Below are 13,186 nucleotides of genomic sequence, written 5' to 3'. Positions count from 1 at the left end.
CTGGGTGTGCTACCTTCGTTTCTTATTAAGGCGCAAGCTTGCTACGTTCTGTTTAATGCTGCGTATCGCGTTAGCACTCAGTTTTTCCGAAAGAATGGATCGCAATAGCCCATCTCGTGTGAGTGGTTCAACAAGGCGTCTGCCGTGGACACTCCCTGGATAAAGTAGAAAAAGTGGCTGAGAAGAGGATGATAGATCAGCATTCGGTCCTTTGTAATCGAAGCACACAGGCGCAGGGCTTGCCAGCCATTCCAAAGGGAAAAGCTCCTCTGCCTTATCCGTTAGGAACAGATTTGTCCTTTTTTGACCCTGAACAATTTCGGCAAGAGCACGCCGCCAATCTGAAATCTTCTTTCGATTTCCCTGCAGTCTGGAGCCATCGACGATCCAGAGCATGTTCTTGTAGAACGCCTCTCTTGCTCGACGTTCTTCTTGGTCCAGATGTGAATGCTGGATTTCCACAGTAAGGCCAGCAAGCGTATAAACATCAGCGATGTGTTTTTCGCCCGTTGCGTCGTCTCTGAATATCCGCTCCTGCCATCTTAGCGGGAATTCGTTTTTCCAATTTCGGTGCCAGTCTGTTTCTGGCTCCCACCATGGGTCACATTCTGCTTTGCTTTTGTGCGCCCAGTGGTGAACCCTTACTTCACCGCAGCGCGGTATCATCTCCGAGTTACAAAAAGGGCAGGTACCAATAGCGCCGGGTATGGGTCGGCTTCGGTTTCCGTTGACATTTGCTGTGAGCATTTGTGTTTGTCCGGTTCAGGAAAGTGAGGGCGAGGCTTGCACAAGAGCTTGCAGGTCGATGCTAAAACAGCGAAGTGAATACTCCTCAAGAGACCTTAAGCATTAGTTTCACAAGTTAGTAGCTAAAAAGAAATGTCCGAGCAATTTGAAGGCTTTGCCTACATAAACATCAACAATCCAATGGCCGCATGGAATGTGGTTCGTTCTAACTATTATTCACCTTTGTGCCTTCCCGCTTCAGAACGCCTTGGAGCAATGAGTTTCTGGATGGCTGATCTTTTGCGGAACGGAAACGCAGCTAGAGCTACAGCCGAATTCCGTCTGGAGGATTATAGGCGGAAGCGCTTTCCTTCTGCTGTTTCGAGGATAACGGGAATATTCTTATTCGACGATATTGATAGTGCTGCTCAGGTCTGGGACAGCGAGGAATGGCCGGGACACTTCAATTCTGATTACCTTACAGATGTTGGGGTTTCAGCCGACCAGTCTTCTCGCCACGATTCAACGTGGATTACAATGATGCGTGATGATGAGAACATCCTTGTAGATGGATGGGATGAAATGGCGGAAGGATACTGGTCGGGGACGGCGGCGTCTGATCAACCCATTTGGGAGCGTATTATCGAAGGCTGGGTCACCATTTGGGGGGTCGATCTCAAAGCCCGAGCGCTCAAAGAAGTTCAACAGTATTGGCCTCAATCGTTACCTCTTTTGGCGGTAGCTGCGAATTCGTCGGTAGTAGGAAGCTGTGATGGGGCCATTATGCCGTACGCAATACGCAAAGGTATCCACCTCAACGTCAGCTATTATTTGCGGATGGTAGACGCCAAGGACCCTGAGTTTTGTAAGCGTCTGGGACACTTTCTGAAAACGGGGGGCGACAGAGTGTGCCGACTTGGTCCCGTAGGCGAATCCCTGAAGCTACCCGATTTCAGTTGCTACAGTTTTGAGCGGCGGATCGAAGACATTTCCCTTCTTTGGTAGGGTCCAGAAACAGGCGGGGAGAGATGAACTCTCCTAGCGGTCAAATTTTTCTATAATAATAAGGTACTTAACGGCCCGTTCCCGTTAGATATAAGTTTTAGTTCAGTCCCTTCTTAAGCTGCACCATCAGGGGTCACTCAAGGGTCGCATTCGCTCCGAAAGACCAATTGAGGATGGTTGATGGTTTGCCATGACTTCCGGCTAATACTTCATCACCATGTTCGCACGAACAGGTAAGTCTGCACCTTAAGGTTAGCACCTGATAGGGCACCTGAATAATTCAGGGATACCATCAGGGTCACCCTAGAGCCTTTCGGCTTTAGTTGGTTGATGAGAGTGGTCGAACCTTAATCCACCATCACACACCCCTCAGGATGCCTCAGAGCAGGACTACAGTGTGCCTTAAGTGGAAGCATTCAGGGTCATCGACCTGCGGAACCTATAGATGAGCCTAAAGGTTGACCGTAGAGGTGGCCCCAAAAGGTGCTGCTAAAGTGTTGGTAGGGTTGGTTAAATGCTCACTTCTTTCATGGTCTTTACCACCTTCACGTTCCTTATTTTTAGCAGAAAATTGTGAGTGGCAGAGATAGATATAGATGCCGCGCGTACCCCCCGGTACCCCCTGATCGAACCACTAAACAGCACACAGACAGCACACCTAAGGCGACCTCATGTCACCATATAGGACACGATCAAGCCGCCAGAGCGCAGAAAACAAGGTGAATGCGGGGGATATACAATCCTATTCACGTCGTTGAGGGCCACTAGAGGCGCAGACAGCGCACCGAACTGCCGCCATCTTTTTCCTGAGCGGCTGGGCATCTGTGCAATAGGGCGTACAGACCAGTACACCTTCAGCAGACACCTAAGCCACCACCTCAGGCACCCATCAGGTCACCATAATATAACACCTTTTGGTATCATGTTTGGTGATCGACCTGTGGCCCTCCATCAGTCATCGTGAATTCACGGCAACATGTACCGCGCAGGGGAGATATGATGGCGCGCCGCGACGACGGGGATAGCATGCGACGACAGCTAAGCGGACAAAAGCTGACTTTAGCGACATCCTGCGTTAGCGTCGGGTCACGGAGGAGAAGAATTGTCACAACAGGTCACTGGAGGATGCAAGTGCGGTCTCGTGCGATACGAAGGCAAACGCCTCGATGCGCCTATGTTTCGTTGCCACTGTCGAGATTGCCAGCAACTTACCGGCGCGGGTCATTCGGAGATGCTACCGCTTGCCATCGGTGAATTCTCGATCAGCGACAGCGTGAATTCATACGAAATGCAAGGAGGTTCGGGCCAACCGACTTTCAGTGGTTTCTGTCCAAATTGCGGGTCTCAACTTACGAGGAACAGCAGTCGCATGAGTGATCGGATATACGTCCACGCGGCATCGCTTGACGATCCAAGCCACTATCGCCCGGAAAAATCCATCTATGCCGCTTCAGCTCAAAGCTGGGATAAATGCGCCATTATTGAGAGCGAATAAGGGCTCAAAGTCGAATTCAGGGGCTTCCTGACAATCTTGCTTTAACTCTCAACCAAATCGTAGTGTTTGATCGTTCTAGCCTCCACCAACTCGGCTTCTGCCGGATCAATGTGAGGCGATTGATAATCATCCCCCACGAAGGCTTTAAGCGACGCGAGGTCTTTCCAGATCATCACGAAACTGAACTCCCTCGGGCTGTCTGCACGGGGAACACCGGGAAAGACATTTACGATACCCTCGGTCCCCTTCATCAACGGAATAGCGGTGTTGTGAAAGAACTCGCTGAATTCCTCTTCCTTACCTTCTCGAACCAATACCTGAAAAATGCGCATAATCATGCTGTCCCTCCTTTTGGCGGGGTCTCAGCCTGCATGGTCGCCTCGGGTTCATCTCATAGCAGCATAACCCTGAAATGTCGCCTTCGGGCTTCAGAGCAGACATTAGCAAGTTTGCGGTAATCGGCGTCCCGACAGATGCCGAACGGCGGATGATGCGGAAGCTGAGGGCTGTTTCCGGACATCCCACAACAGTCGAAGGGACACGCCTCAACACTGCCCAGAAAGGGGTCTCTCCACCTGCGGGAAATTCCCGAAAACGTCATAAAAATAAGGGGTTGACGGCGATTCCTTGAGGATTCATCTATGCGTTGCATCGCATCGGTGCATCACTACCAAGAATAGGAATAGTAGAATGATCGTCTTTGACTTTTGCGTCGGCCCCTTTGACTTGCTCGTCGAACATTACCCGCATTCAGCGCCCCTTAAGGCGACCCGTGAGGGACCGGGTGAGACCTTCGTTGACGTTGGCCGCTACCGGGTGACATTCACGAACCACAAGAAGGTTGGGGCAGGGGGTTCGGCTGCTTCTGGTACCTTCGGGTAAAGGATGGTGAGACTTAAGGTGCCCTTCTGGTGGGTGTGAGGGGTACCTTAGGCCGATATCAAGGTCCTCAAAGCGGACTTTGCTGCCGTTCGCTCTTGTCTGACCAATGTCCGCATTCACGGTCTTTAATGGTCTCGGTCGCATAAGTTGTGGTCGGCCAATGATGCTAACACGTAGCAGTCTTCAGAAACGCCTTCACCGTTGCAGCCCTTCGATATCCTGCTGAGTTCCTTCTCAAGCGTTCGGAGGCGTTTGATCTTGGCGCGGACCTCTTGAAGTTGAAATACGGCAATTTCCGTCGCAGCCTCACACGACCGGTCGGGATGATCCTGTAATTCGATCAACGAGGAAATCGCTTCGATTGAGAACCCAAGATCACGCGCGTGGCGGATAAAGCTCAGTCGCTCCAACCCCGCCTTTTTGTATCGTCTTTGGTTGCCTGACGTGCGCTCTGCTTCGGGTAACAACCCCATCTGTTCGTAATAACGGATGGTCGGAACTTTGACTTTTGTGCGCTTTGAAAGCTCGCCAATGGAAAACATGAAGAAACCTCTTGAAGCTCTAGTCACTAGAGACATTACAGTATGAGCAACCAAAGATGAAAGAGGATTCCCATGGCTGGTTGCTGCGGACATGACGCCAAGTTTGATGGCGTTTCAGATGATTACAAAAGACGGCTCTGGATCGTCATTGCGCTCAACGCGACGATGTTCGTTGTCGAGATGGCGGCGGGCCATCTGGCCAAGTCTCAAGCGTTGCAGGCTGACGCCCTCGACTTTGCTGGCGATGCGCTGACCTATGGTATCTCGCTTGCAGTCATTGGGGCATCGCTCCGCGCAAGGACAAATGCGGCATTATTCAAAGGTTTTAGCCTTCTTCTGATGGGCCTTTGGGTGTTCGGATCAACGGTCTATCGCATCTTCTATGCTGGCGTCCCGACAGCAGAAATCATGGGAGTGGTGGGCTTTCTGGCATTGCTTACCAATTTGGCAAGCGTCTTGCTCTTAGTCGCCTATAAGGACGGTGATGCTAATGTCCGGTCAGTGTGGCTGTGTTCGCGCAACGATGCGATTGGAAACGTCGCAGTGATGTTTGCAGCCCTTGGCGTGTGGGGTACGGCGACGGGTTGGCCTGACCTGATAGTGGCAACCATCATGGCCGGATTGTTCCTGTCATCGGCCTTCCAGATCGTGCGACAGGCACTGGCTGAGCGACGGGAAATGACCGACCATGAGCACGTGGGAGCATGATACAGCCGACCAAGCACTGATCAGACATTCGCTGTAGTGCGGCAACTTGGGAGGTATGGGCTCGAAGGCGACATCCGAACGAAGCGCAGTATAAGTGGGCTTGGGCTCAGAGAGGACAGTCTCTGGCAGCTTGCGCCCAGCGGCCATTGAAGGGGAGAAGAGGGCGGCTCAACACAACCACGCAAAAAAAATTTGCAGCCAAAAAAGGGACACCTAATCCCCCGCACAATTATAGTTTTCAGGGGCTTCAATAGGCACGAGTGACTTGTATGTCACCAACACACAAAACTCCGAAAAATTAAGCAAAAATAAAAGGTTGATAGGTTTTCAATCGCGCCTTACGTGGGTGGTGTCATCAACAACAGGACATCGCCTATGAAAGACTTTCTGACCCAATATCACGCCAGCAAATTCGGTTCAGCAGGGGCGTTTGAAGGACGGTGAAAGTTCATGGCTTTCCTAAACTCTCAAGACACCGCTTGAGGCGCACGTTTATGTTGTTGTCGAATGCCGAAAAATTACGTAACAAATTCAAGTTCTTAAGTCGTTTTCGTGGGTCGGTAGCGTGAAACACCCACACTATAGCACAAATGGAACCGCCGAGATCGCCGCTGAGGCAGCCGTCCGGCCACCAGAACCCGCTCTTCAACATCACCCAAAGGATACAATGAAAGACACATGGACTATGCCCACGCCCCAGAGCATGGGGTGCAAACCGCTGACCCGGCCCCAGCAGGACGCCTTCGCCAATCTCTGGAAGGCCAAGAAGATGAAACACAAGAAACGGTCTGAGCGCGAAGAACTCTGCCGCAGGGTCTACACCAGCAAGTCCCGAGTGGCCCTGTGCCGTGCGCTGATGCCGAAGCAAACTCGGAAACAAGAGAAAGAGCACAAGAAGAACAGAAGGCCTCTGACCAAACCCCAGATTGATCGTGAAGCCAAGCAAGATGCCGCCAATCAAAAGCGCAGCGTGACCATGAAGAAGCTTTGGGCAGAACAGAAGGCAGCCAATGAGCTTGCCGAACGCCGCCGCCAGTGGGTGACCAAGGGAGTTGCCGAGTGGCGGCAGAAAAGGGCTGATGAGTTTGAGCCCGAACTAGAAGCTGAAGTAGCTCCGAGAGAGAGCAACCCCGAATGGTTCTACGAGATGAACCAAGCCGCACTTAAGGCGCAAGAACTGGCTGCTCTGGATGCATCTGAAGTTGAGGCCGGGCTAATTGCTGAGTTCGACAGGCAAAACAGCACCTTGCCCAAAAACCTAAGTGAAAGTCGCAGTAAAACAGCAGCTTACAAGTAACACCCATTACATGAATAACACATGGTAGTTTTGTTCCCCTGAAACGGCATTTCTTATCCTTTGGCCGTGAGGGGACCTTGGCGGGCGTCCTAGATGTGTGCTTCGGGACGCCTGCCGCCTTTCCCCAAATCAATCCCCATCCCTGTCACCATAAGGAAGGTAGACATGACCAAGATCACTTTCATTGACCGTCCTTGCGGAACAGGAAAGACCACCGAACTCATCGACGAACTAAAACAGTGGAACCCAGACACGCATAGACCTGTGCTGGTGGTAACCCCGAGATTGTCGGAGGTCCAAAGGATAGTATCAGGTGCCCCTGTGGCCATGATCACGGTCCCAGAAGGCAACAACAAAACGATAGACATTGAAGGACTGCTAAAAGCTGGCCTAAACATCGTTTGCACGCATGCCCTTTACATCCGCCTTGAGCGCCTCGCGCTGGATGGCCTTCTCGACAGCTACCGTCTGGTGATCGACGAATGCCCTACGCCTCTTGAGGTTGGCCCCGCCATCAGCAAGCGTAACTTTCAGGAACAGGTGCTGGATACAGGCTTTGCTAGCGTGGACCAGTTCACCCGAAAGGTCACTCCGAACCCGCTGTGGCTTCAGCACATGACCAACACGGGCCTTACGGGGACCTTAGGGCGATTACTGGATGAAGCCTTAAGGGGCCGTCTCTTCGTCGCTGAGGATGGTCGACCCATTGTTCTGGCAATCCCCACAGCTTTGCTTACGGCACCCTCAAGCCTGACAATCCTCACGTATCTCACAGAGGGCAGCATGATCGCCGCCTATCTCGACCGGATAGGTGAGCCGTATGAGGTCAAGAAGTATGAAGGTGAAGCTGACTGGTTACGTGCCCAGCGCGACCTGATCACCGTTGAGGCGATGGACTTACCCGTCGTTAAAGGGAAGCCCATGAAGCTGACACACAGCGGTCAGACCAATCGGCTCCCCCCCGCTGTCGCCAAGACACTGGGTAGCAAACTCCGCAAGATGTACTTTGACGGCCCCCTCAGGGATACCCCGAAGGAAAACATCATGATCACCTGCGCGGCCAACCTCTACTTCGATGGTGGTGCCGACAAACGCAGGAAGGCGAGTGCGATGATGAAATGCACCGGGTTATATGGTCGCTGGTCTGAGACTGACGGCCAGTGGAAGGTGAAGGGCGGCTTGCAATGGGTTGCCAACCAGACCAGAGGCATCAACGACTACATCAACTGTTCGCATGCCTTCTACCTGTACGATCAGCACCCCAATCCAGTTCTGTGCAGCTATCTAAAGAAGGACGCGGACAAGTGGGGTGAACAGTATGCTCTGACAGAGATGGTTCAGTGGCTCTACCGTTCCGGTGTTCGCATTGGGGAACCGGTCACCGTCTATGTCCCGTCTGACCGAATGAGACGCATCCTGACTGATTGGCTCAACTCGGCCCAACCTAAACGACTGCCGATGGCTGCTTAAGCAGAACCCGCCAAGTTCACCATCACACCTAAATTCCTGGCCCTGCCTTCCTGACCGAAGGTGGGGCTTTTTCTTTTTCGAAAGGTTACCCCCCATGCCGAAACCTATGGTGCCCCCTAGGACGGGACCAAAGAAGCGCGTGCTAATCCCCGGCAAAGTCAAAGGCCGCAAGGCAAGAACCGAGTTCGCCCGCGAGCGGTACATGACGCCGAAGCAGAAGGCTGAAGCCGAACGCAAGTCTCTGAGGTCTGCCAGCCACCCTATAAGGCGCATGCAAACGACCCGCTTAGAGAACGTCCTGAGGGACATGTTCGGTGACGTTGAAGTGGGCCGCATGCTGGACAAGATGAGAGATCGCCGCTCGGCCCTTGGTTACGAGGGCCACAAGCTGCCCGTGAACGTGCCCGTGAGGTTGAAGCCGACCACGTATGTCTTGCTCGACATCGTCCGCGAACGCTTTGCCGAAGCACACCCAGAAATTCCGTTTGAACTTGGAAACCAAGAGATTGTCGCTGGTCTCTTGGCGAAGGGTTTGGAGGCCATCGCCGCCTCTGAAGACGACGTATTCAGCGACACACTCCCGACAAAAGGATAAGACCATGAACACCAAGCGTATCGTTGTGGCGAACCGTCCCCGCCGCAATCAGCCGTCATCCAACGAGTATAGCGGTGACGACTTCTGGAAAATCACCAAAGCACAGGATGCGGACCTGTTTTCCTTTGAATGGCGCGACCACAAGCAAGCGCCTTGGAAGGTGATTGTAAGTCACGTTGACCCGATCACTCTCTACAACCGTGTCCGCGTCCACTTCGCCGCTCAGGCTGGTGTTGAGGCAGAGCAAGTGGACCTGCGCGTAGACATTAGCAACGCTCTGCTGCGGACGATCTACGGCAACGCCAAGGGTCACTTCAGAAACATGAAAGCAGCAAACTCTGGGCCAACCTTAGAGGAACGCCTGAACGCTGAACTGGTGGCTGGCAAGATCACTTCTGAACAAGTCGAGCAGATCAAGCAGGAAGTCGACAAACGCAAACGCCGGAACTTCCGCCGCATCGCCCGAGAACAAGCACACGCATAACCCCACACTCGAAAAGGATTGAATGAGTATGAACCCCTATGAAGGCATGAGCCTAAAACAAGCCGCCGCCGCCATGGATGACCAAGGTGTCACCAATGGCGTCCTTATGGAAAGCGGCCTCACTGCTGATGGTGATTTTATCGCTGGTCAGGCAGCGACCAACAGCGTCGCAGAGACCATCCGTAATGATGGCGGCGTGCAGACAGTTGAGATTGAACCCGGCAACTCCGCCAGCCGCACCTCAATTGACGCCGCTCTGGCCGCTGGTCTGATCACCAAAGAACAGCTTAAGGCAACCCCTCAGGAAGCACCTGAAGGCAAGCCCGAAGGGTCCGAAGATAACGACACCGTTGATGAAGCGCTGGGTCCTCAAGACCTGACCGAACTGCTTGGTGAAGAGAACACAGATATTGTGAACTCGCTGGTCGACAGCATGGGTGAAGAGGCGACAGGCGACATCCTTGGACAGACTATTGATAACGACAACAAGATTGACGTTGACGCAGTCCGAGAGGCGCTAGGCGAAGGTGCCACTGAAGAGGAAGTTGAAGACGCCGTCAACGACATAGCCGATGTGCTTGAGGATGGTCTCGACTACCTGAACGAGCAAGTGGCTGCCGCTGGTATGGACCCCGAGATGGTGGCTCATATCATCGCAAATGACCCCGAACTTTTGGCTGAAGGCAAAGCTGCCTTTGCCGACTTCCTGACCGATGGGTCGATGACTGGCATCAAAGCTGTTCTCGACAAGGTCTACGCATAACCCAACCCCCCAAAAGGATTTACTACCCATGAACGAACAAGACCAATTCCTGCCCCAAGGTATCCGCTCGTATGACCTCAAGGCAGAAGCCCGACGCGCTGAAAGTGAGATTGCCGCTAAAGAACTCTCTGAACAGATCGCCAAGGAAGCCGGAGCCACGGCTGAGCGGCTGAAACAAGAGCGCCTGCGTGCGGGCGGCACTGAGGCCGTAGTTATTGACGCCTATAAGGAGCTCTTGAACCAACGCGCTAAAGAAGACGAAGAGGCAGCCCGCAAGGCTGTGTACGTGGTGCAGGAACCCGACAAAATTAAGTTTCACTTTGTCCGACACGGCAACGTGGTCCTGCGCATGTCTGGTCCCATTCCTGCCGGACGTGAGAATAGCCCTTCCTACGGTTCCACATACGCCGAGGTTGAACCCCCAGCCGACCCTGTGGCTGAGGCCATCAAGGCAGCCAAGGACGCTAAAGACCGCGAGTGGAATGAATGCCGTGCCGAGATGGCACGTCAACTGGCGACCCAAGCAGTGGACACAACGCAAAGTGCGGTCCTCCCAAAAACTGACGCGGAACGGATTGCAGAGCTTGAGGCGAAGGTTGCATCCCTGACGGCTAAGTCCAAGCGGAAAGCGTATGGTTCCAAATGAGCGAACGTGAAGACCACTATGGAGGCATCGAACAAATCAGGGTTTTGTTGAGAGAGAAGTTCCTCGACGGCCTGACGAACGGTGTCCCTGAGATTGACCCTGCCTCTGGTGAGGTTGTCTCGCGTTCCGAGCCTAAGGCAAGCTGGCTAGCAGAAGCCCACAGGTTCCTCAACTCAGAGGACAAGAAACGTGACACAGAAGAGGCCGAAGCCAAAGAGAAAGTGCGCCGTAGTAGCGCCCTACAAGAAGCACTCGAAGGCATGCCTGAGTTCCCTGAAGATGAGGACAGCGCTCCCCATCCGACAACCATCAACTGACCCCTAACACGCCCCTGATGTGGCCCTGAGCAGCTACTGCGGTTTATCCCGTGGTGGTTGTTTGGGGCCTTTGCATTTCAGGTGGCAACAATGAGAAATCCAATGAAATACACTTACATAGTTACCGCCTTGGGCGCAGCCCATAAAGAACTCCGAGAGGCTGACGTGAGGGCGTCCAATGCCCGCGCTGCGCTTGAAGCTGTAGCACACCGCATGGCTGAGTTCGACGGTTCCGAGACCGACGCCAAATTGGCGGCTCTGGAGTACGTCGAGACTAAAGCCAACTTCGACGTTGCCGAGCGCGTTAAGGCTGCAGCTCGCGATGAGCTAAACCGTTCTTACCTTGTCCTGTTGAAGGCAGGTGTTCCTCAGTTTGAAGGCTAGTAACGAGACGCACGTCCAAATCGTCACCAACTCATCAGGTGACACAAGAGGGCGCGTCGCCCTAAGTCATCTCTGCCATTTCTGAAAATCAGGGTCCACTTAGTTCCCACAGATTTACGCATTCAGCGTTAAAAGGAAACGTACCGTCATCCCAAGAAGCCCTTGGGTTTTCCTCTCTTACAGCAAGGCCCGGTCGCGAAAAAATACGCATTTGGACCCCGTTGCCTACGTCAAAAAAATAGAAGACAGCATCCCATTCTCCATCAAGTCTGCTGTATCGCTCGTAGGCTCCTTCACCAACGCGGACGAAACGCTGAGGGCGTCCTTGACCATCGGCATACATCCGTACGGCGATGTCGCCGTAAAACTCCCATGTATTAGGACCGAAATTGGTCATGCGAACACAAGACAAGCCTGTGAGGTCTACTGGCTTTGAGACCGCTGGACTACAGATGATGGTCGCTATCGTTGTTAGCGCACAATACAATTTTGTTTTCATAGTGTTCAATTCGCTTTCAGAGATTTCGAATATGCTTAGTTCCGACCTCGCGCTCTTCAATTGATTGCAGAAGCATAGTCTTGAGACAATGGCGGAGGTTGCACGTTAGGTCGGTGGAACTCCAAAGTAACATCCAAATGCAAATATCTTCGCCAACCACAAGAAGAGCTTTGTCCGATCTAGAGATTTAGGCTGAGCATCGATTCAGTGATAGTGAAACCAATGTGGGGGCGGGTTGACAACTGCCGACAACACACAATACCACCTAGGACAGCACACATTTGGGGAAACCTGAAGGCTGCCCTAGGGCGTTTCGCCCATATAAATAAGGGGTCATGAGCGCTAGTTCGATTGTTCTAGGTGCTTCTCGACCGCACCATATCTAACTCCTTGAATCCCATAAAAATAACACTTTTTGGCCCCTCGGGGTTCAAAAACGTCACACAAAACGTCACACAAGGCTGTGTGACGTTTTGGGATTTGAGAAGTTTGGCATGACGACAAAACTGCCGAAGGTTGAGGGGACGATTCAGCGAAATGGTCGATATCACGCGAACATCAGAGTACCCGCTGCAATCAAGGACCTGTACGACGGCGACGAGTTTTACCGGAAGAGCCTGAAAACCTCTGACCAGAAGACCGCCGAAAAAGACATCAGGGCGCTCAAAGCGATCATGGATGCTCAGGTTGAGGCGTCAAAAGCTGATCAGGGCGTAAAGGCACTGGCACGAAACCTCCCTGCCGATCAACGGGCGCTGCTGGATCGGGCTGGCGGCTTACAGGGGCTGACCAAACAGTTTGACGCTGGCAAAGTGCGTCTGGCGTTCATGCATGGCAGTGGTGTTGAAGTGATGCCGGAGTTTGACTGGGAAGAAGGCCCAAACGGGGCACCTCAAAAGGTCTACTTGGGTCCCAGTGATGTCGATGAGGAAGAAATTGCAATTGAGCGGGCGTCTCATGCAGCGGCGACAGATGCGGTGCGAGCGCAGGCGAATGCCCGAGGCCGGGTCCTGAGGAAGCTAGGGCAGGACGTACAACTGATTGAGGATGTTTTCAGTCTCAGGGACGTTTGGGAGGAATGGTCCCCGTCGGTAGATCAACAGACTGCTGACGCGGTCGCTTACTATGTCAGAAGATTTACGGAGCTTCACGGTGAAGTCGCTTTGACGGAACTGACCCGTGCCCATCTCAGAGAATTTGTCGACGCTATAGCAGGCCTTCCCACCGTGGTGTCTGCAAAAGTCGACGAAGACCGTCGTGTCGGCGATCTCACGCTGCAAGATGTCAATCGGCATTCAAACCTGACCCCCTATCGGCGCCCAATATTGACCCCCTTGATGCTGAGCAGGCCCGGCGCTGCGTAGTCTCCATTT

At 53.0% G+C, this 13,186-nt stretch carries 15 protein-coding genes; 12 read left to right on the top strand and 3 right to left on the bottom strand.

Going from position 1 to position 13,186, the window contains the following annotated elements; genetic code table 11:
- Positions 1-9 precede the first annotated feature (9 nt).
- Positions 10-747 carry a competence protein CoiA gene (locus ACR0AG_RS04710; protein ID WP_480836912.1) on the bottom strand — a complete coding sequence of 246 codons (738 nt, stop codon included), beginning with the start codon at positions 745-747 and terminating at the stop codon, positions 10-12.
- A gap of 132 nt (positions 748-879) precedes the next feature.
- Between ACR0AG_RS04710 and ACR0AG_RS04705 the strand changes: the two genes are divergently transcribed.
- Entirely contained in the window at positions 880-1,731 is an 852-nt protein-coding gene (locus ACR0AG_RS04705) for a hypothetical protein (protein WP_480836910.1), read from the top strand.
- A gap of 1,102 nt (positions 1,732-2,833) precedes the next feature.
- Positions 2,834-3,226: a GFA family protein gene (locus tag ACR0AG_RS04700; protein ID WP_480836908.1), complete on the top strand. Its 393-nt coding sequence runs from the start codon at positions 2,834-2,836 to the stop codon at positions 3,224-3,226.
- A gap of 41 nt (positions 3,227-3,267) precedes the next feature.
- On the opposite strand, the gene ACR0AG_RS04695 is transcribed toward ACR0AG_RS04700, so the two are convergent.
- Both ACR0AG_RS04695 and ACR0AG_RS04690 read right to left on the bottom strand, forming a co-directional pair.
- The gene (locus ACR0AG_RS04695; protein ID WP_480836906.1) at positions 3,268-3,564 is read right to left on the bottom strand and encodes an antibiotic biosynthesis monooxygenase family protein; all 297 of its coding nucleotides are present in this window, start codon (positions 3,562-3,564) and stop codon (positions 3,268-3,270) included.
- 669 nt (positions 3,565-4,233) lie between these two features.
- Entirely contained in the window at positions 4,234-4,650 is a 417-nt protein-coding gene (locus ACR0AG_RS04690; protein WP_171331706.1) for a MerR family transcriptional regulator, read from the bottom strand.
- Between the two features lie 72 nt (positions 4,651-4,722).
- On the opposite strand from ACR0AG_RS04690, the gene ACR0AG_RS04685 reads away from it, so the two are divergent.
- The 10 genes from ACR0AG_RS04685 to ACR0AG_RS04640 all read left to right on the top strand — a co-directional run bounded on the left by ACR0AG_RS04685 (position 4,723) and on the right by ACR0AG_RS04640 (position 13,177).
- Positions 4,723-5,358, top strand: a complete 636-nt coding sequence (locus ACR0AG_RS04685) for a cation efflux transmembrane domain-containing protein (RefSeq protein WP_171331707.1) — start codon at positions 4,723-4,725, stop codon at positions 5,356-5,358.
- A gap of 667 nt (positions 5,359-6,025) precedes the next feature.
- Positions 6,026-6,655: a hypothetical protein gene (locus tag ACR0AG_RS04680; protein WP_480836904.1), complete on the top strand. Its 630-nt coding sequence runs from the start codon at positions 6,026-6,028 to the stop codon at positions 6,653-6,655.
- Positions 6,656-6,820: 165 nt separating this feature from the next.
- Positions 6,821-8,125, top strand: a complete 1,305-nt coding sequence (locus ACR0AG_RS04675; protein WP_480836902.1) for a P-loop NTPase family protein — start codon at positions 6,821-6,823, stop codon at positions 8,123-8,125.
- 307 nt (positions 8,126-8,432) lie between these two features.
- On the top strand, positions 8,433-8,720 hold the full coding sequence (locus ACR0AG_RS04670; protein WP_480836900.1) for a hypothetical protein: 288 nt from the start codon (positions 8,433-8,435) through the stop codon (positions 8,718-8,720).
- Between the two features lie 4 nt (positions 8,721-8,724).
- Positions 8,725-9,204: a hypothetical protein gene (locus ACR0AG_RS04665; RefSeq protein ID WP_480836898.1), complete on the top strand. Its 480-nt coding sequence runs from the start codon at positions 8,725-8,727 to the stop codon at positions 9,202-9,204.
- Between the two features lie 22 nt (positions 9,205-9,226).
- Positions 9,227-9,967, top strand: coding sequence for a hypothetical protein (locus tag ACR0AG_RS04660; RefSeq protein WP_480836896.1), 741 nt, complete (start codon positions 9,227-9,229; stop codon positions 9,965-9,967).
- A 28-nt stretch (positions 9,968-9,995) separates the two neighbouring features.
- Positions 9,996-10,613: a hypothetical protein gene (locus ACR0AG_RS04655; RefSeq protein WP_480836894.1), complete on the top strand. Its 618-nt coding sequence runs from the start codon at positions 9,996-9,998 to the stop codon at positions 10,611-10,613.
- On the top strand, positions 10,610-10,930 hold the full coding sequence (locus ACR0AG_RS04650) for a hypothetical protein (RefSeq protein ID WP_480836892.1): 321 nt from the start codon (positions 10,610-10,612) through the stop codon (positions 10,928-10,930). Before ACR0AG_RS04655 ends, ACR0AG_RS04650 begins: the two co-directional genes overlap by 4 nt.
- Before the next feature lie 102 nt (positions 10,931-11,032).
- Positions 11,033-11,314 carry a hypothetical protein gene (locus ACR0AG_RS04645; RefSeq protein ID WP_480836890.1) on the top strand — a complete coding sequence of 94 codons (282 nt, stop codon included), beginning with the start codon at positions 11,033-11,035 and terminating at the stop codon, positions 11,312-11,314.
- 993 nt (positions 11,315-12,307) lie between these two features.
- On the top strand, positions 12,308-13,177 hold the full coding sequence (locus ACR0AG_RS04640) for a DUF6538 domain-containing protein (protein ID WP_480836888.1): 870 nt from the start codon (positions 12,308-12,310) through the stop codon (positions 13,175-13,177).
- Positions 13,178-13,186 lie beyond the last annotated feature (9 nt).

This window comes from Ruegeria sp. H6, assembly GCF_056532975.1.
Note: the sequence above shows the minus strand (reverse complement) of the source record. Positions and strands in the feature narration are given on the sequence as shown.